The following is a 17,686-nucleotide window of genomic DNA, read 5'->3' as shown; positions in this document are numbered from 1 at the left end:
CGCCTTCGAGGATGCTGGGTGCCGAGGTCACGCAACCCGAACTGCCGGTCGAGAGGAAACAAATCTGATGATCCCCGAGATTCGCCCCCGTCGTACTGCTCTTTATGTACCAGGCAACAATGTTCGCGCGCTGGATAAAGCTGCCGGTCTGGCTGCCGACGTACTGATTCTCGATCTCGAAGACGCGGTGAACGATGACGTCAAGGTCGCTTCACGCGAGCGGGTGTGCGCAGCGGTCGACTCGGGCGTGTATCAACCGAGAGAAATCGTGGTGCGAATCAATGGTATAGGGTCCGAATGGCACCGGAGCGATGTCGCCGCAGTGGCGCAGACCGAGGCCGACGGGATCCTCGTGCCGAAGGTCGAGTCGGCCGAGGAGGTTCGAATGCTGGTCGCCGATCTCGAAGCGGCAGGCGCATCACCCAGGTTGAAGCTGTGGGTCATGATCGAGACGCCGGTGGCCTTCCTACGAGCCGAAGAGATCGCTGCGGCCAGCGACCGCCTTGCCGTTCTCGTCGTCGGTACGAATGACTTGATCAACGACTTGCATGCGATCAGCCGCCCCGGTCGCGCACCGGTGTCGACTGCGTTGTCTCTTGCTGTATTGGGTGCGCGGGCGGCAGGTAAAGTGATCTTGGACGGTGTTTTCAACGACATCGGCGACAAGGTGGGCTTTGCGGCCGAATCTCAACAGGGCCGCGATATGGGGTTCGATGGTAAGACCGTCGTTCATCCCTCCCAGATCGAGCCGTCGAACGACGTATTCGGACCCTCCGCGGCGGAAGTCGAGCATGCACACGTGGTGGTGTCGGCATACGAACAGGCACTGGCCGCAGGCGAAAGTGTCATTGTCGTGGATGGGAAGATGATCGAGAGCTTGCACGTACGCGATGCTCAGCGAATTCTTGTGCTCGATGTGGCAATCCGCGATCTGAGCGATCCGAGTCTCGCTCGAACGTGAACCACGGCTACCGGTCCAGGTTGGGGAGGCGGCGGTAATTGCGCAGTAGACGGAGTGTCGACTGCGGCCGAGGACCGGGGGGTGCGGGTGCTCGGGCAAAGGATCCAACGCCGACCGCATGATCGGAACACGGGTCACCGGAATGTTCGCGGCGGGGACAATCGCCGACCTCGCCCGGACGTGACGCGGGCGAATGGGGACACTGTTCACCACCACCGCCGTCACCATTCGCGGCACAGTCGTCTCGGTGGCGGGGGAGTTGCATCCTGTTCGGAATCGGTCGCAAGGGCCAGTCCCGTCTTCGTATCTGGGCGATGCGGGTTTCGTCAGGCGCGCGGACCCTGGTCGATCGCTCGATCGCTCGACCGCCGGGCGCCGGTGGCCTCGACCTTCAATTCAGCGCCCCGCGCCGGGACGATCGAACGGTCCTCGGCAGTCGTCCGGTCGAGCACCCACGGAAGTCCTCGGCGGCGTCGTGGGAGCTGATTGATTCGGCTGCTCTGATTCCGTGACTGATAGATCGGATTCTCTGTGCTGCAGTACGCCGTATCGGCGATGATCTAAGGTCATGGGCTTCTCGGTGGTGACGGCGCTCGTGGGTGACAGGGCTTCGAAACGGTGAATCATCATCCAAGACACGCCGTGCAGGACCATGGCAAGGGTCACCCTCGTGTCCGCCTATTGGCGGAAGTTGATTCGAAGGGTGACCCTTGTGCCTCTTGCCACCGCTGAAATTAACGGATGCAGTTGACAACTTCATGGCGCCGCGTCCGTCAAACTGCGCTGACGGTGTCTCGATCTGTTGAGGACTGTGTCCGGTCGGATGAATTTGTCGAACCGCGGGGTCCGGTCAGGCCGAAAATGAGGATGGCTAGTGCCCCGAGGGCCAAGGCCCCCGCGCCGGCGATCGTCGCCCAGAAGTAGCTGCCCGTCGAATCCCGGATAAAGCTGAATACGTAGGGATATGACACGCCTGCTATCCCGCTGAACGCCAGTGCGGTTGCGTACAACGACCCGAAATTGGTGCGGCCATATTCTTTCAAGAGGAAATACGCACCGAAGTCTGCCTCTGCCCCGGAACTTGCTGCAACCAACATGACTCCGATCGCAGTTATGGCAATTGGGACGGAGCCGGCGACAGTCATCGAAAGGGCGCCTAGAGCGGCGACGAGCAGAATCGTGACAGCTACTGCTACCTTGTGCTTGGGGAAGATGTCGAGCAACGCACCGCCGCCTAGACGGCCGATGACCATACCGACGCTGAACAGGGTTGTCACGGTTGTTGCTACCGCCAGGCTTACGCCCCCATCGAGGAGCATCGGCTGTAGGTTTGCGATGAACGCCGTTGTTGCCGCTGTCACCGCGACAATGCTGGACGAGAATACCCAGTATCGAGGCGTGCGGAGTACCGCCTTCACGCTGAGGGGTGTGGACAGGTCCGCCGCGGACTCCGATCCGCGACTGACGGGGACGTCTTCTCCATCATGAGGCCGCTCTTTTATTCCAAAGAGCACAGCCGGCATCGAAATCAGCAGCGCGAAACCCGCAAGAATCAAATACCCTGCCTGCCAGCCGATGTTATAAATCGCGAGCGTCACGAGCGGTATTGCGAGCAGTGGTGTAACAGCCGAACCCACGCCGACCAGGCCGAAGGCTTTTCCTGCGCCCTTATCGAACCAGGAGGCCACCGCGCGATTGAACGGGACCATATATGCAAATGACCCGACGATGCCGATTGCTACGGCCAACCCATAGAAGGTGAATTTATTGATGGGCAACGTCGCGAAAAGCACCAGCATGACGATGTACGGGACGAGGCCGGTCACGATGGTGCGACGGGCGCCCCACTGGTCTGCTATACGTCCCGCAAGCGGCCCGCAGGCCGTCAACAGCAAGATGGCTATCGGCGAGACCAGGACTTCACTTGTGCTCCACCCTGTTGCTTGCATGGTGGGTTTGACGAATACGCTCGCGGTGAGGACGAAAAGTACTGCTGCGGATCCGTATCCGATAGCACTGAATAGGACTGTTCGTCCTCCTCTTCTCCATTCCGTACTCTCGCGGTCATCATCGGCAACGGTTTTCTTGACTGGGGACATGATCAACGACCAATCGTTAGTGGAAGCGCAATGGTTCAGGTCTGCTATCTACGTTTCAGGGCACCACTCCATTTGCCTGGCGCTTCGGCCGGATCGGCTGCGCGTGTCTTCGTGTGGGGGTCTTTTGTTCGCACGCGGGCGTCATGGTGCTTCCCGTCGCGGGATTCCTGTGCGTGACGGCGTGGACGTGACGCTCTCCTCGACGTTATGTGCGTCACAACATTGTTTGCCGATCAGTTAGGATTGTCAAGGTGTTCCGTCACGCCAACGGGAGCGGTGTGGGGGGCTCGAATATCAAGTTGCCAAACAGTTCTCGCTGATTCGGAGGTAGTTTCTCTTCGTTGTGGTGACGATGGGGATCATGCTGTGGTGCGTGCTGCGCAGCGATCGATCGGCTGTGTATCGGCCAAGCGGGTTTGGTGCACAACGCTTTACATGAGAGCGTGCGACAACCTGCCCACCGAATTACCGAGGGGTTCGAGTGTGCGGCGACAACGCGACCGCCAAGGGTCCGACAGTCTCCGCGTCGGCCAGATTTGAAACTTCGGTCACGATGCGATGGGCAGCGTCAGCGCCGAGAGCCGGATCGACGAGCGAGTGGAATTTTGCGACCAACGAGTCCCAGCGTCCGCCCAGCCGATCCGCGGGAACAGGCCGATTGACGTCGACCTCGACGGCCTGTTCGCGACCCTCAACGTCGGTGAGCCGGACGACGGTGGATCGGCTCTCGTCGCTGCGGGCCTTGACGGTGACGCGGTTACGAAGGGTGACGACACGAGGGTCGGTCAACGTGGCGGGCGAGAAGGCTTGCTCGCTCAGGTCGCCGGTCGCAAGCGCCATGGCGGTAGTGAATCGCAAGCTGAACTTGCCCTCGAGTGGCGTTGTCGGCTCGTCGATATTGCACACACTCAGGTGGCCGCTCGGGACCAGGAGTTCGATGGTCTCGACCTGCTCCGGCCGCACCCCGGCGTCTCGGAGCGCCAGTGCGCCCTCAATCGCCGAGTGCGTGAGGTAACACGCCGCGTGGTACTTGAACAGAACCTCCGAAATGGCGAATCCCGTCCAGTCCCATGCCGCCGGCGTACCAGTCGCGTCCGATTGGGTGTCGAGGAAGCCCTGGCTTGTCCCGAGGACGTCCGGGTGCGCGGTCAGCCCGCGGGCGGCGAGCGTTGCGGCCCGCATACCGTTCTCCGCCGCCGCGCCGACCTGCAGCGGCTTCGTCATGGAGCCGAACATGGACTTGAGGCCGGCGGCTCGCGCACCCGCGATGCCGAACGCATGGGACCACTCGCCGGTATCGAGCCCGAGGGCGTGCGCGACCGCCGCCGCCGCACCGAAGGTGCCGACGGTGGCGGTCGCGTGGAAACCGCGAGCGTAGTGGGAGGGTTTCATCAGTTGGCCGACGAGGGCCTCGGTTTCGAAACCGGCGACGAAGGCCTCGATGAAGGCACGACCGCTGAGGGCGCTGTTCTCGGCTGTCGCCAACAGCGCGGGCAGCAGCGGCGCAGAGGGATGGCCGTCCATCCGAGAAACGACATCGTCGAAATCGATGGCATGTGCTGCGGTGCCGTTGACCAGAGCAGCCTGGCTGCGAGAGACCCGCTCGCCGGTACCCCACAGCGTTGCCAGCGGCCGACCGCCCTCCTCGAGCGCCTCGGCCCTAACGTGTATGGTCGCAGGCTCGTGGATACCGCCGATCGCGACCCCGAGTGTGTCGAGAATGCAATGGCGAGCGCCGGCGACGATGTCGTCGGAGAGATGTCCGATGGTCCGGACCCTCGAGATGACCTCGTCAGTCAGGGTCGTCATAGGGCAGTGGACTGGGAAGCTCGACGCCGCATCAATGTCGACCGCTCGCCCTGGAAGACGACGTCGCCATTCTGGTTGCGCCCCCAGTGGCGGAACACGACTGTGCCCGGCGCGTCGGGTGCATCGCCCGGAGTGACTGACTGGACTTCGGTGAAGGCGCTGATCGTGTCGCCGTGGTGGACGGGTGCGCGAAACCGTAGTTGAGACCAGCCGAGCTCGGCGACGGCGTGCTCGGCCGTGTCCTGGGAGGCCAGTCCGTACACCAGGGACGCCGTTGCGAGGCCGAACACGAGGCGCTCGTCACCCATCGGCGACCCCTTCAAAAAATGATCGTTGAAATGCGCTTGCGCCGTGTTCATCACCTGTTTCGCCGGCCCGCTGCCCTCGAGCTCGCCGACGGTCGCCGCGCGTGAGTGCCGCATTTTCTGGCCGGGCCGGAAGTCCTCGAACCAGCCGTGGGCGCCGAGTATCGCGCTGTCCGCGTCGTGGTGCTCAGTCATGGCTTTCGTCTCCCTTTGTCGCCGACACCGACCGGTCCTGATGAGTCGCGGTCCATTCGGCGAGGACGGCGTCGGGTTTCTGCTCGCCCAACTTGGGGCCGCGGCCCCGGACCGATGCCGGTGTCGAGCTGAACTTGAGTGGGCTGCCGGCGATCGTCACCGGCGTGGTGGACCCGGGCTGCTCGACCTCGACCAGCATCTTCCGGGTCCGAACGTGTTCGTCGGCGAAGATGTCGGCTGCGGTGTTGACTGGTCCGATCGGAACGCGACCGCCGAGTGCGGCGACCACGTCCGCGGTCGGCCGTTCGGCGAGCCACTCGCCGAGGATCTTTCGTACCGCGACGACGTTGACCACGCGGGCGGTGTTGTCGGCGAACTGGGGGTCGTCGGCGAGTTCCGGGCATCCCATGGTTTTGGTGAGGATTCGCCAGTGCTTGTCGCTGGGTGCGGCGACGGCGATCCATCCGTCCTGCGTCGGCATGATGTCGAACGGTGCCAACAAGGGATGTCCGTTGCCCATGGGCTTCGGGTTTTCTCCGAGGTAGGAGTGCTGGTAGACGATGCGCTCGCAGAGGGCGAGGACGGCGTCATACATCGCGATATCCAGGAATTGCCCCTCGCCGGTATGTTCTGCATGCCGGACGGCCGCCACGACGCCCAGGGCGAGCAGCGTGCCGGGAAAGATGTCCCCGATTCCCGGTCCGGCCTTGAGCGGCGCACCGTCCACGAGGCCGGTGATTCCGGCGAAGCCGCCCATGGCCTGTGCGACGACATCGAACGCCGGCCACGAGTCGTAAATGCTCTCACCGGAGCGGGCGTCGCCGAATCCGCGCAGCGCCCCGTAGACGATCCGGGGATTCACCTCGGCGAGGGCCTCGTATCCCAGACCCATCCGCTCCATGACGCCGGAGGAGAAGTTTTCGACGACCACATCGGCGACCCGAACCAGGTCGCGGAACCGCTCCGCTCCCTCGCTGCTCTTCAAATCGAGAACGATGCTGCGCTTCCCGCGGTTGACGGACTGGAAGTATCCGCCTAGTGCTTGTGCGGGATCGTCCTCTTCACGGAACGGTCCTACGCCTCGTGTCCGGTCACCGGTCAGCGGCTCGACTTTGACGACGTCGGCACCGAGGTCGGCGAGCAGCATCGTCGTGAACGGGCCGGCGAGCATCGAGGTGAGGTCGAGTACCTTGATCCCGCGCAGTGGACCGGTCGCGGGGGCAGTCATGCGACACCGCATTGCCGGGCCCGCTCCAGGACCGCAACGAAGATCCGAGTGGTCGCGGCGTCGATCATCATGCCCTCGAACGCTGCAGCGCCGAGTCCGGCTTGTTCGGCTTCTTCGACGGCGCGTACGGCCGCTGTGGCACGTTTGATTTCGGTGGGGGTGGGTGCGAACACCTGGTTCGCGATGGCGATCTGGCTGGGGTGAATGGCCCATTTGCCGACGCTGCCGAGGGTTGCGGCCCATGTGGCTTCGCGCTCGTAGCCGTCGGGGTTGGAGATCGCGCCGTAGGGGCCGTCGACGGCGTCGAGCCCATGGGCACGTGCGGCGCCGATCATGCGGTTGCGGGCGTAGTGCCACACGTCGCCGGGGTAGCCGTAGACGCCCTCGGCGGCGGCTCCGATGTGACCGAGCCGGATGCCTTGACTGGCGGACAGGTCGCCGACGCCGAGGATGAGGGCCTCGAGACGAGGGGAGCAGGCAGCGATCTCCTCGACGCGTGAGAGGGCCTCGGTCTCCTCGATGAGGACCTCGAGTTTGATCCGACCGACCTCGAGGCCGAGATGGGTCTCGAGTTGCGTCAGAAGGTCTTCGACGAACCAGACATCTCGGGGACCGAAGACCTTCGGGATGATGATGACGTCGAGATTGTTGCCGGCTGCGGTGACGATGTCGACGATGTCGCCGTGGCACCAGGGGGTGCTGACGGGATTGATGCGGACGGCGCGGGTTTTGGAACCCCAGTCGAGGGTGGTGAGACCTTCGATGATGTTCTGCCGCGACTCGATCTTCTTGGCGGCAACGACAGAATCCTCCAGGTCGAGGAAAACGAGGTCGGCGTCGCTCGCAGCGGCTTTGGCGATCATCTTGGGGCTGTGTCCGGGAGTGGACAGTTCGCTGCGGCGGAGTCGGCTAGTGGGCATGGTTTTCTCCTGCTTTCGAAGTCGGTGTTGTTGTCGGTGGCTTGGCGCGGGAGGCAACGAGGTTGGTGCGGACGAACTCCACGACGGGCTGGCCGTGCTGGTTCGTCGCGGTCGTGTGCCAGGTAACGATGCCGACGCCAGGCTTGCTGGCGGACGTGCGCATTCTCAACACCCGCGAACTCGCCGTGATGGTGTCACCCGGATACACGGGACTGCCGAAGACGCAGTCGTCGATACCGAGAAACGGGCCTCCACTCTCGCTGAGATCTTCCACGGACAGCCCGACCGCAGTGCACAGCACAAGCATCGGGTTCAGGACCGTGTCGGGATGACCCTGCGCCCGAGCATATTCGACGTTCAGATGAACCGGCAGCCACGCGCAGGTCGCGGTCGAAAATGACACGTTGTCGGCCTGGGTCAGTGTCCTTCCCCAGTGGTGGGTCATCGACCGACCCACCTCGAAATCCTCGTACTTGTTTCCCTTGGGTACGAGCGGGAAGGAATCGAAGTCGGGGTCGCCCACGTCGTGCGATGTGCGCGAGTCTGCCGACTCACCGGCGACGGTGGAAGACGGACCGGAAGTCCCGTTGAATGTCGAGTACATGGGTCAATCATGACGTGAAATTGAAGTTTGTCAACGAACAAGTTTTCTGCGGATCGAGTCCGGTCAGATAGTGGCGGCCTGGTGGGCGCGTGGCGAATGATGCAGCAGGGGCGAGTGGGACGGCCCAGGAAAAAGAATAGTTTGCTGATCAGTTATTTCTGTTATCGTCGTCGGAGTGGCGCCGATCACGCGGCCCATCGGGCACGGCAACCCGTGCACAGGAGAGGAGCTTGGTTTCGTGAAGTTGGATGCGTGTGTGGTCGGCGTGGGAACGAGCGAGTCCATCGGCAGACCGAGGCGAAGTGCCTTGCACCTGGAGTTCGAGTCGTTCCGAGCCGCGTTGGCGGATGCGAATCTGAAGAAGTCGGATATCACGGGCATGGTCACCAATTGGGGCACCCCGCGTGGCGTGGACTACGACGAGTTCGCCGTGGCCGCCGGCCTGGACCTGACGTGGGTTTCGCAGCTGTGGACCCATGGCCGGTGGGCGGCCACGGCGGTCCAGCAGGCAGCCATGGCAGTGACGATGGGGCTGGCGGACGTGGTTGCCGTGATCAACAGTGCCGTCACGGCGACGGGGTATGCCCTCGAACTGCCTCCGATGAGTTCACCGCTCGGCGGCGTCGATGAGTCGTTCCGAGACGGAGGCGGGCCCTACGGCAACTGGACACTCCACGGCTCGCCCGGAGCCGGGGCCGGCGCCGCGCTGGTCATCGAGCAGTACATGGATCGGTACGGTGCGACATCTGCGGACATGGCGGCAATTCCCGTCACCATGCGCGCTTTCGGCCACCTCAACCCCATGGCCGTACGGCGCGAGGAACCACTCACGGTCGAGCAGTATCTGGAGGAGCCCGAGCTCATGGGCCATATGCGGTCCTCCGATATGTGTCTCGCGGTCGACGGCGCTACATGTCTGCTGGTGACCTCGACGCAGCGGGCGCGGGAGTTGGGTCGACCCATCGTGCATATCGCAGGGATGCAGGGGGTTCCGGCCACTCGGAACAGCTACGACTTCTTTTCCCGGCCGGGCATGGGATCAGGAGTGAGCCCGCGCTACGACTACGTGGCCCCGAAAACCTTCCCCGTGCTGGAGATGGCGGGTGTGGGACGCGACGACCTTGACGGCTTCTTCACCTACGACCCTTTCTCCCCCCTGGTGTTGATGGCGTTGGAGCGGTGGGGCTTCTGCGCAGCGGGCGAGGCCGCCGCGTATTGCCGCGACCAGGGCATCGGACTGGACTCGCCGCTCCCCATGAACACGCACGGCGGGAGCCTGGCGGAGGGGCACCTGTACGGCTACGGGCACATGATCGAAATGGTCCGCCAGCTTCGCGGTGAGGCCGGGAAGCGTCAGATCGACGATGCGAAGTCACTGCTGTGGGGCACTCCGTGGGGCGACGCCCTGGTCCTGACGAACGAGAAGGTGGCCTGACATGGCGGCAAGCCAGAGAAAAGGTGAAGTGGTTGAATTGGAGCGCGTGGACGCTGCACCGGGCCCTGCCCAGCACCAGCACCCCGACAACGCGGGTTTCTGGGAGTCTCTTCACGATGGGCACCTGTCCCTCCAGCGATGTGGCGAGTGCGAAACGTTGCGTTTCCCGATCGCAACGCACTGCTACGAGTGCCTGAGCGGTGAATATGTCTGGGAGTCAATCGATCCGCACGGAACTGTGGATGTGGCGATCCGTATTCACGAAGCCGCCGCAGAGCTTCCCGCGAGCGGCGCCAGCCTCCCCGAGCCGTGGCGAAGCATAGCGCCGTACCTGACGGGAGCGGTCGACATGAAAGCCGGAGTGCGCCTGCCCGGTCGGATCATCTGCACCTGCGGCGAAGCGCTGACGCGCGGTACGCCCGTGCGCGCGGTACTGCTGCCGGCATCCGGCGGAGCGACCGTCTACGGGTTTGCTCACACCTGCGTCGGAACGGAGAAGTAAGTGGACAAGAAGGTAATAGTCGTCGGCGGCGCGAGCGGCGTAGGAGCGGCCTGTGTGCGTTCCCTCGCGAAGGAGGGCGCCTCCGTGGTCTCGCTTGACCGTTCGGAGGAACAAGGCCTCGGCGTCGCCGAACAGGCGGGACAACGTTTCCTCACGTGCGACGTCACCGATCGGGATCAGGTCTTCTCGGTGATCGACGAGGCGGCCGATCTTTTGGGTGGGGTGGACTCCCTGGTTCACGCCGCGGGGATCCTGCTGCAGGGTCCGGCCGAAGATGTCAACGACGAGGACTGGGCCCGCGTCATGGACATCAATGCGCGGGGGCCGATGCTGACGAACCAGGCAGCGCTGCCGCACCTGAAGAAGGGCGACAGAAGCAGCATCGCCAATTTCGCGTCCTCCTCAGCGCTGACCGCATATCCGAACGGCGCGGCCTACGCGGCGTCCAAGGGCGCCGTGACGGCGTGGACTCGGACGATCGCCGTCGAATGGGCTCGATACGGCATCCGGGCCAACGTCATTCACCCGTCGGCGAGGACTGCGATGCTCGAGGATCATCTCGCAAAGATGAACGACGAGGAACTTGCTGCGTACAAGGAGCTGCTTCTGCAGAAGGTGCCGCTCGGTGGTGAGTTCGGGGATCCGGATCGAGACATCGCGCCGGTCATCACGTTCCTGGTCAGCGACGGCGCTCGGTTCATGACGGGGCAGAACATCGCCGTGAACGGCGGCTACTACATCTAGAGCGGAATCCATTTCCTCGGAACGCAGGTGCAATCCCTGCGGCTGACAAAATACTAGTTGGTTGAACACTTATTAAATGTTATGATTCAGGTCACGCCGGCGCCGACTTACTCCGCCATCTGGGCGGACGCCGCCCGGATGGCGGACCCTCTGCGGATTGCGCCCATGACTGCATCGAACTGACAAGGAGAACTGATGGACGTCAAAGAGGTGCCGAATCAGGCACCAGGAGGTTTCTCGATCGGAATTGACGTCGGGGGAACCTTCACCGACCTCGCCTGTGGCAACGGGCAGTCGCTGTGGCGCGCCAAATCGCCGACCGACCGAAACAACTTCGGACGGGGAGTGCTCGGAGCTTGTCAGCTCGTCGCTGATCAAGTCGGCCTCGATCTCGAAACATTTCTCGGGAGGGTCGAACGCTTCGGACTGGGTACGACCGCAGTGACAAACGCGCTCGTCGAGAAGCACGGCGTCAGAGCCGGACTGCTCACCACGGCCGGTTTCGAGGACACCATTTCCATGGCCCGCTCGCGGCGTGTCTCGGAGGAGGGATTCCTCGTTCCGCCATGGAGCCCCATCGATCGATCGGCTGTCGTCGGTGTCGACGAACGCGTCGACCGCGACGGAAAGGTGCTGCAGGCCGTCGATATCGCGGCGGTTCGTTCGGCAGTGGCAAACCTGATCGAGACGCACCAGATCGAGGCGCTCGCCGTCTCGTTCCTCTGGTCTTTCAAGAACGACGAGAACGAACTGGCCGTGGTCGAGTTCGTGCGGCAAGAGTTTCCCGACCTGCCCGTCTTCAGCGGCGTCGAGTTGCACCCCAGTATCCGCGAGTACGAGCGCACCCTGGTTGCGGCCGTGAATGCGGTCCTGTCTACCGCTCTCGACGGTATCGAGGCCCTCGCGCAGGAGCTCGCCGACACCGGCCTTCGAGTTCCGCTGCTGCTGCTCCAGACCAGCGGTGGAACCGTCACCCTCGCCGAGGCACGCCGCTCGCCGGTGATCCTGGTGGCGTCGGGCCCGGCTGCCGGCGTCATGGCTGCGGCCGAGGTGTGCTCGGACGAGGGGATTTCCGACGCGATCTGCGGCGACATGGGCGGTACGAGCTTCGACTTGGCGGTCATCGCCGATTCGCTCCCGCAGCGGTCCGAGCGAGGCGAGCTGCACGGGATGATCCTTGCTCAGCCGCGAATCGACACGCTCTCGATCGGCTCCGGCGGCGGCTCCATTGCCTGGGTCGACGCGCGCGGACTGCTGCGCGTGGGGCCGCGCTCCGCCCGGGCGTGGCCCGGACCGGCCTGCTACGGCAACGGCGGGACGGATGCAACGATCACCGACGCCCTGGTGGTCCTCGGCTACATCGACCCGGCCAGCTTCGTAGGCGGCACGCTTGACCGAGAAGCCTCCGTGCGGGTGTGTGCCACGCTGGGCGAGTCTCTCGGCCTCTCGGCCGAGGAGGCCGCGTGGGGAATTCGCGAGATTGCGCTCGCCGAGATGACCAAAGCGACTCGCCTGCACGCGGGCGCGAGTGGGCTCGACCCGCGCACCCTCACCCTGATCTCCTACGGCGGCAGCGGCGGACTGTTCACGGCGAGCATCGCGGCCGAGGCGAACATCCCCCGCGTTGTCGTGCCCCCCGCTGCGTCGGTGCTGTCCGCCTTCGGGGCGGCATCGGCCGACGTGCGGCGGCAACGGATCAAGTCGGCTGACGTGCTGCTCGATCGGGCCGACGCGGGCGCGATCGGAGCCGATCTCGAGCGGCTCGGCTCCGAGGTGGCACGGGCGGTCGGTAACGATGGGGTCCCTGAGCAGGACCTGACTGTGAACTACGACGTCGGGGTTCGTTTCTTCAGGCAGACGTCCGAGGTGTCGATTGCGCTGCAGACACCGGTCTTCGATGCCGAAGCAATCCGTGCGGCCTTCCTCGAACAGTACGCAGCCCGCTACGGGGTGGGTGCCGTCGGTCAGAAGGCGCAGCTGGAGGTGACGTTCCTCCGCGCAGTCGCCATCGGCCGGCTTCCCCGGGCGACGTTCGCGATCGACACGTCCACGCGCACAGGGGGTGTGGTCGAACCGTCTTCCCACCGGGCCGTGTATCTGACCCGGGCCGGCAGTGAGCAGGTTCCGTGCTACCGGACCCCCGACCTGGTCCCCGGAGACCGCATCGACGGGCCGGCTCTGGCCGACGACGTCGACACCACCGTCTTCGTCCCCCGCGGCGCCACGCTGGTGGTCGGCGAGCGCCGCTCTCTCCGATTGGATGTGAATTCCGATGCAGCTTGACAATATTGCGGTCGAGGTTCTGCGACACCAGTTCGAAGCGTTCTGTGGCGAGGGCGCCGCGACGATCAAACGCACTGCGGTGAGCCCGCTCGTGGTCGAGGGGGGTGACTACTCGTGCACCCTTCTCGACGCCAAGGGGAACTTGGTGACAGGTGGCGGTCATATCGCCTACCACTTCTACGCGGCGACCAATGCGATCGCGGGTGTGTTCATTGAGCACGGTGACGACATCCAGGACGGCGATGTCTTCCTGGCGAACGACCCGCACCGGGGCGGTGGCCTGCACGCGCAGGACATCTTCGTCATGAAGCCGGTGTTCGCCAGGAAGGTCTTGGTGGGGTGGTTCGCAAATTCGTCGCATCTGGTGGACGTGGGCGGTATGCAGCCGGGGTCGTTCGCTCCCGAAGCGACCGACTGCTTCCAAGAGGCGATCCGACTGCCCGCAGTGAAGATCATGAGGGCCGGCGTCGACCAGCGGGACCTCTGGAACATCTTGCTCAACAACGTCCGCATGGCCCACCTGGTCGAGATGGACATCCGTGGCCTGATGGCGGGCGTCGATGTCGGTGCTGCCAAGCTCCGGGAACTCGCTGAGCGGATCGGCCCGGACGCCTTGCAGAACGGGTTCGACGAGCTCAACCGACGGACCGAGGAAGCTGTCCGCGCCGAGATCGCATTGCTCGAGGACGGCGTCTACCGGTCCACGAGTTGGACCGAGTGGAACGAAGAGAAGTTTCGGGTCCCCTGCACGACCACCGTCGACGGCGATTCGATTCGCTTCGACTTCTCCGGGGCGGCACCACAGACGCAGCACTTCTTCAACACGAAGGAGTACATCGTCAAGGGCAAGATCGGCGTCGAGTTGCAGCGTCTGATCGGGCAGGACCTGCCCCTCAACCAGGGGTACTACGACGCGATTGCGGTGTACTGCCCGGTGGGCAGCATGCTCAACTGCACTCATCCAGCACCCGTCGGGGCTGCGCATCTCGCGGCGTCGCACGACGCCAGCGAGGCCGCGTTGCGCACTTTCCATCAGGCGGTGGCGGCTTCGCCCGACAGCGTCAGCCGTCCCTTCCTGTCCAGTTCGCAGACGATGTCCGGGAACTGCGTGGTCACTTTCTCGGGTAGGGGTCTGTCCGGCGCGACGGACTCGTGGATCATGATCGACGGCACCGCCCTCGGTTCGCCGGCCGGCAACGATCGCGACGGCACGGACTTCAACTTCTACCTGGTGGGGCGTCAGGCGGCCATTCAGACGAACGATGTGGAAGTCACCGAGTCCTGGTACCCGCTTCGCTTCAACTACCGGCGTCGGTCGTGTGACGCGTCGGGTGCGGGTCAGTTCCGCGGGGGACGCGGCGTCGACTTCGAATTCACCGTTGACGGCTCTCCGCTGTTGACCGGCAACAGCATCGGAGGGCACGGGCAGATTCCGATGCCCGGGTCGGCCGGCGCCGACCCGGGTCGGCCGAATGCGATCGAACTGCGTGACCCCGATGGCGGGTCGACGCCGATCGGGGTTCTGGCCCAGGGATTCACTCTCCCCGAAGGACACAGCTACGCCATTCGGGCTGCGGGCGGCGGGGGCTGGGGCGATCCTCTCGATCGTGATGTGGCAGCCGTGCTCGCCGATTTCGAGGACGGCCTCATTACCGCTGAGGACGCGAGTGATGTATACGGCGTTGATGTCTCCGACGGCACCACGACGAGCCGGAGCGAGTTGCTGCAGCAGCGTCTCGAGCGCGCCGACCCGGCTTTGATCGAACCGGTTCAGGTCGAGGTGAGCGAGACCGACTCGAGTCGAGCGTTGCCGATTGCGTCCGGTGTCGAGCAGCGCGGCGGGTTCGCGGTGAGCGTTCGCTCGGGTGCGGTCCTCGCGCAGGCCCCCGGACATTGGACCGATGGGTGCCCGGTTCTGGTCGAGCAGTTGGCCGGCGGGGTGGAGACGCGCAGATACCTCGATCCCGGCACCGGGCACGTCCTGCACACCGAGGTGGCGGTGACCGGTGAGCCCAGGACCTTCGAGTCCAGCCCCGCGCGTTGGTCCGCGTGGACGGGTGAACGGATCGGCTGAGCGGCGACGAGCAGCACCGATGAGGTGGTGCCGGGAATCTTTCCCGGCACCGCCTTTTTCGTTCCCAGTGACCTGAAGACCGAACTCGCGCAGATGACCAGGCCACCGTTCGGTGGCCTGGTCTTCGAGCAGGGGTCCTACATCGGGAGGGTGTCGCTACTTTCCGCGTGCGCCGCGATGCTTCGTAGAGCCACCTCGGCGAGGTGTTCGCTCTCCTCGCCCAGCAGTAATCGATCGACCTTGGCGCGTCGCCAATACAGGTGCGCGTCGTGTTCCCAGGTGAAACCGAGCCCTCCGAGCACATGAACGAGCGTCTCGCACGCCGTCTCGAAGCTCGGGGCGCAGTATGCCTTCGCAGCAGACGAGGCAATCGGAAGCTGCTCCGGGGCGTTGTCGGCTGCCCACGCCGCCCACCACACGAGGGAGCGCAGTTGATTGACGGCGACCCAGTCGTCCACCAGGCGATGCTTGATCGCTTGGAACGAACCGATCTGCCGACCGAATGCCGTGCGGTCTCTGGCGTGCTCGATGCCGAGCTCGACCACACGCTCCGCGGCGCCCAGACCTTCGGCAGCAAGAACGACACAGGCGACCTGCCGGGCGCGGTCCCACAGGGCACGTGCGTCCCGGCGAATCACCTCAGACGACGTCAACGTGACGTAACCGAGACCGCGGGTGGCGTCGATCGGGTCGCCGGGCCTGACCTCACCGCTACCCAGGACGAGGTCATCGCCGTTCAGTGCGAGGAAGTGCGAGGCGCCGATAACATCCATCGACGGGCTGTCCCCGGTGAGCGAGCCGTCGAGCACCGCGAGGGCCAGAGTTCCGTCGCTCAGCGCCTGGAGCCGGTCCGTGTCCCCTTCCAGGAGTACAGCACATCGGGCCGCGGTGGCGAGGGAAGGCCCGGCAAGTTGGCGGCCGGCCTGTTCGGCGACGATGGCCATGTCGAGCAGGCTGGCGCCTACACCGCCCGCCTCTTCGGGGATGGTGAGCGAGGAGAATCCCAGCTCGGCGAGAACCTCACGGCCGGGCACGATCCCGCCCGCGGTATCGAGGCTCTTGCGCGCGTATTCGGGTCCGGCCTGATCGGCAAAGAAAGAGCGCGCGTGGTCGGCGAAGTTCCGCTGGTCGTCATTGATGTCGAACTCCATGAGTTCCCTACCTGCTCTCGGATGCTGTGGGCTTGGGCGCGCGGTCCGACGGGAGCCCGAGGACTCGCTCGCCGAGAATGTTGCGGAGGATCTCGTCGGCTCCGCCGGCCAGGGCGACGCCAGGGGTGGATGCCGCCGAATTCGCCCAGCGCCAGTCTCCGTCCCGCGAGCGCGCCAGGACGGCGTCGTCGCCGAGCAGGCGTTGGCCGAGGTCCGCGGTGGCGTGCGCGACGCGAACCGCCGTGAGCTTTCCCGCGCTGGCCTCGGGTCCCGGGCGCTTACCGCGTTCCATGCTCGTCTGCATCCGGTATCCCGTGTAGCGGGCCGCGAGCGAATCGACCAGCACCTTCCCGAGCTCGTGTGTGGCCAGCACACGCTGGTTCGCAGCGAGCCGCGGAAGCCGTTCCGCGGCATGTGCGATCAAGGCATCACTCCGGACACCGAGTTCGCCGCCGCCCCCGCCGACTGCCATTCGCTCGTTCATCAGTGTGGTCAGGGCGACCTGCCATCCATCGTTGACGTCGCCGAGACGCTCGGAGTCGTCGATGACGACGTCGTCGAGGAAGACCTCATTGAAGCTCTGGTGCCCGTTCATCTGCCGCAGGGGTCGGACCGTGACGCCGGGTGCGTGCATATCGATCACGAACATCGTCAGTCCGCGATGCTTGGAGGCGTCAGGATCGGTGCGACACAGCACAATCCCGTACCGGCAGTGCTGTGCAAGTGTGGTCCACACCTTCTGTCCCTGCACGTGCCAGCCGTCGTCGTGGCGCACGGCCCGGGTGCGCAGTGCGGCGAGATCGCTGCCGCTGCTGGGCTCGCTGAAGAGCTGGCACCACAAATCGTCTCCGCGAAGCAGCCTCCGGATGTAGCGTTGCTTCTGGTCCTCGCTTCCGTGGCCCAATACCGTGGGTCCGCACATTCCGAGGCCGACGTGTCCGATCGGTCCCGCGATCCGTGCGCGGTGCAGCTCCTCGTTGACGACGGCCTGTTGGGCGTTCGTTCCGGCGCCGCCACCGTATTCCGTCGGCCAGGTCAAGCCGATCATCCCGGCGTCGAACAAGGTGGCCTGGGTCCGGCGGAGGGCTTGAACCCGGTCCGTGCCGGGCTCTTCCAGATAGGGGCCGTCTGCGTGCTCGAGTTCGTCCGCATGCTCGTCGAGGAACTGGCGCGTCTTACCCCGCAGGTGTGCTTGGTCGGGAGTGTCGTCGAAGTCCATGGGTGGCCTCTCGTTGGTTGGGCGTGGGCGAATGGCCGACCGCGGCGTCTGTGGCGACACCTCAGCCACGCCGGGCCGGGCGTCAACAAAAAATAGTCGGTGAACAAATCTTAGCGGAAGGAGTGTCTGGGGAGAAGACAATCCTTGTTGGTTGACA

14 protein-coding genes are annotated in these 17,686 nt (G+C 64.6%); 6 read left to right on the top strand and 8 right to left on the bottom strand.

Annotated elements, in window-relative coordinates; genetic code table 11:
• Positions 1-67: 67 nt before the first annotated feature.
• Entirely contained in the window at positions 68-961 is an 894-nt protein-coding gene (locus QM841_RS27220; protein WP_283334484.1) for an HpcH/HpaI aldolase/citrate lyase family protein, read from the top strand.
• Between the two features lie 773 nt (positions 962-1,734).
• Here QM841_RS27220 and QM841_RS27215 read toward each other — a convergent pair.
• The 6 genes from QM841_RS27215 to QM841_RS27190 form a co-directional block, all read right to left on the bottom strand.
• Entirely contained in the window at positions 1,735-3,060 is a 1,326-nt protein-coding gene (locus QM841_RS27215) for an MFS transporter (RefSeq protein WP_283334483.1), read from the bottom strand.
• 465 nt (positions 3,061-3,525) lie between these two features.
• Entirely contained in the window at positions 3,526-4,869 is a 1,344-nt protein-coding gene (locus QM841_RS27210) for an MmgE/PrpD family protein (RefSeq protein WP_283334482.1), read from the bottom strand.
• Entirely contained in the window at positions 4,866-5,369 is a 504-nt protein-coding gene (locus tag QM841_RS27205) for a MaoC family dehydratase (RefSeq protein ID WP_283334481.1), read from the bottom strand. The genes QM841_RS27210 and QM841_RS27205 overlap by 4 nt, the downstream gene beginning before the upstream one ends.
• Positions 5,362-6,597, bottom strand: a complete 1,236-nt coding sequence (locus tag QM841_RS27200) for a CaiB/BaiF CoA transferase family protein (RefSeq protein WP_283334480.1) — start codon at positions 6,595-6,597, stop codon at positions 5,362-5,364. The genes QM841_RS27205 and QM841_RS27200 overlap by 8 nt, the downstream gene beginning before the upstream one ends.
• A complete protein-coding gene (locus tag QM841_RS27195) occupies positions 6,594-7,517 on the bottom strand; it encodes an HpcH/HpaI aldolase/citrate lyase family protein (protein WP_283334479.1) in 924 nt (307 codons plus the stop codon). Before QM841_RS27195 ends, QM841_RS27200 begins: the two co-directional genes overlap by 4 nt.
• Positions 7,507-8,121 carry a MaoC family dehydratase gene (locus QM841_RS27190; protein ID WP_283334478.1) on the bottom strand — a complete coding sequence of 205 codons (615 nt, stop codon included), beginning with the start codon at positions 8,119-8,121 and terminating at the stop codon, positions 7,507-7,509. Before QM841_RS27190 ends, QM841_RS27195 begins: the two co-directional genes overlap by 11 nt.
• Before the next feature lie 238 nt (positions 8,122-8,359).
• Here QM841_RS27190 and QM841_RS27185 point away from each other — a divergent pair, with 238 nt between their 5' ends.
• The 5 genes from QM841_RS27185 (at position 8,360) to QM841_RS27165 (ending at position 15,159) form a co-directional block, all read left to right on the top strand.
• A complete protein-coding gene (locus QM841_RS27185; RefSeq protein ID WP_283334477.1) occupies positions 8,360-9,556 on the top strand; it encodes a thiolase C-terminal domain-containing protein in 1,197 nt (398 codons plus the stop codon).
• Between the two features lies 1 nt (position 9,557).
• Positions 9,558-10,058, top strand: a complete 501-nt coding sequence (locus tag QM841_RS27180; protein ID WP_283334476.1) for a Zn-ribbon domain-containing OB-fold protein — start codon at positions 9,558-9,560, stop codon at positions 10,056-10,058.
• Positions 10,059-10,802 (top strand): SDR family NAD(P)-dependent oxidoreductase, encoded by a 744-nt coding sequence (locus QM841_RS27175; protein ID WP_283334475.1) that lies wholly within the window; start codon positions 10,059-10,061, stop codon positions 10,800-10,802.
• Positions 10,803-10,997: 195 nt separating this feature from the next.
• On the top strand, positions 10,998-13,085 hold the full coding sequence (locus QM841_RS27170) for a hydantoinase/oxoprolinase family protein (RefSeq protein WP_206016488.1): 2,088 nt from the start codon (positions 10,998-11,000) through the stop codon (positions 13,083-13,085).
• Positions 13,075-15,159 carry a hydantoinase B/oxoprolinase family protein gene (locus QM841_RS27165; RefSeq protein WP_283334474.1) on the top strand — a complete coding sequence of 695 codons (2,085 nt, stop codon included), beginning with the start codon at positions 13,075-13,077 and terminating at the stop codon, positions 15,157-15,159. The genes QM841_RS27170 and QM841_RS27165 overlap by 11 nt, the downstream gene beginning before the upstream one ends.
• A gap of 137 nt (positions 15,160-15,296) precedes the next feature.
• On the opposite strand, the gene QM841_RS27160 is transcribed toward QM841_RS27165, so the two are convergent.
• Positions 15,297-16,310: an acyl-CoA dehydrogenase family protein gene (locus QM841_RS27160; RefSeq protein WP_283334473.1), complete on the bottom strand. Its 1,014-nt coding sequence runs from the start codon at positions 16,308-16,310 to the stop codon at positions 15,297-15,299.
• A 7-nt stretch (positions 16,311-16,317) separates the two neighbouring features.
• The gene (locus tag QM841_RS27155; protein WP_283334472.1) at positions 16,318-17,529 is read right to left on the bottom strand and encodes an acyl-CoA dehydrogenase family protein; all 1,212 of its coding nucleotides are present in this window, start codon (positions 17,527-17,529) and stop codon (positions 16,318-16,320) included.
• Positions 17,530-17,686: the final 157 nt, after the last annotated feature.

Origin of the sequence: Rhodococcus sp. IEGM 1307, assembly GCF_030056915.1 — a bacterium.
GTDB lineage: Bacteria > Actinomycetota > Actinomycetes > Mycobacteriales > Mycobacteriaceae > Rhodococcus_F > Rhodococcus_F opacus_D.
The sequence above is the reverse complement of the archived record's forward strand: the minus strand, read 5'-3'. Positions and strand labels throughout refer to the sequence as shown.

Bases quoted from the DNA above. Each gene is read 5' to 3' on its own strand.
- QM841_RS27195 (WP_283334479.1), bottom strand. From the start codon at position 7,517: ATGCCCACTAGCCGACTCCGCCGCAGCGAACTGTCCACTCCCGGACAC.
- QM841_RS27210 (WP_283334482.1), bottom strand. From the start codon at position 4,869: ATGACGACCCTGACTGACGAGGTCATCTCGAGGGTCCGGACCATCGGA.
- QM841_RS27165 (WP_283334474.1), top strand. From the start codon at position 13,075: ATGCAGCTTGACAATATTGCGGTCGAGGTTCTGCGACACCAGTTCGAA.
- QM841_RS27220 (WP_283334484.1), top strand. From the start codon at position 68: ATGATCCCCGAGATTCGCCCCCGTCGTACTGCTCTTTATGTACCAGGC.
- QM841_RS27155 (WP_283334472.1), bottom strand. From the start codon at position 17,529: ATGGACTTCGACGACACTCCCGACCAAGCACACCTGCGGGGTAAGACG.
- QM841_RS27190 (WP_283334478.1), bottom strand. From the start codon at position 8,121: ATGTACTCGACATTCAACGGGACTTCCGGTCCGTCTTCCACCGTCGCC.
- QM841_RS27215 (WP_283334483.1), bottom strand. From the start codon at position 3,060: ATGTCCCCAGTCAAGAAAACCGTTGCCGATGATGACCGCGAGAGTACG.
- QM841_RS27200 (WP_283334480.1), bottom strand. From the start codon at position 6,597: ATGACTGCCCCCGCGACCGGTCCACTGCGCGGGATCAAGGTACTCGAC.
- QM841_RS27205 (WP_283334481.1), bottom strand. From the start codon at position 5,369: ATGACTGAGCACCACGACGCGGACAGCGCGATACTCGGCGCCCACGGC.
- QM841_RS27160 (WP_283334473.1), bottom strand. From the start codon at position 16,310: ATGGAGTTCGACATCAATGACGACCAGCGGAACTTCGCCGACCACGCG.
- QM841_RS27170 (WP_206016488.1), top strand. From the start codon at position 10,998: ATGGACGTCAAAGAGGTGCCGAATCAGGCACCAGGAGGTTTCTCGATC.
- QM841_RS27180 (WP_283334476.1), top strand. From the start codon at position 9,558: ATGGCGGCAAGCCAGAGAAAAGGTGAAGTGGTTGAATTGGAGCGCGTG.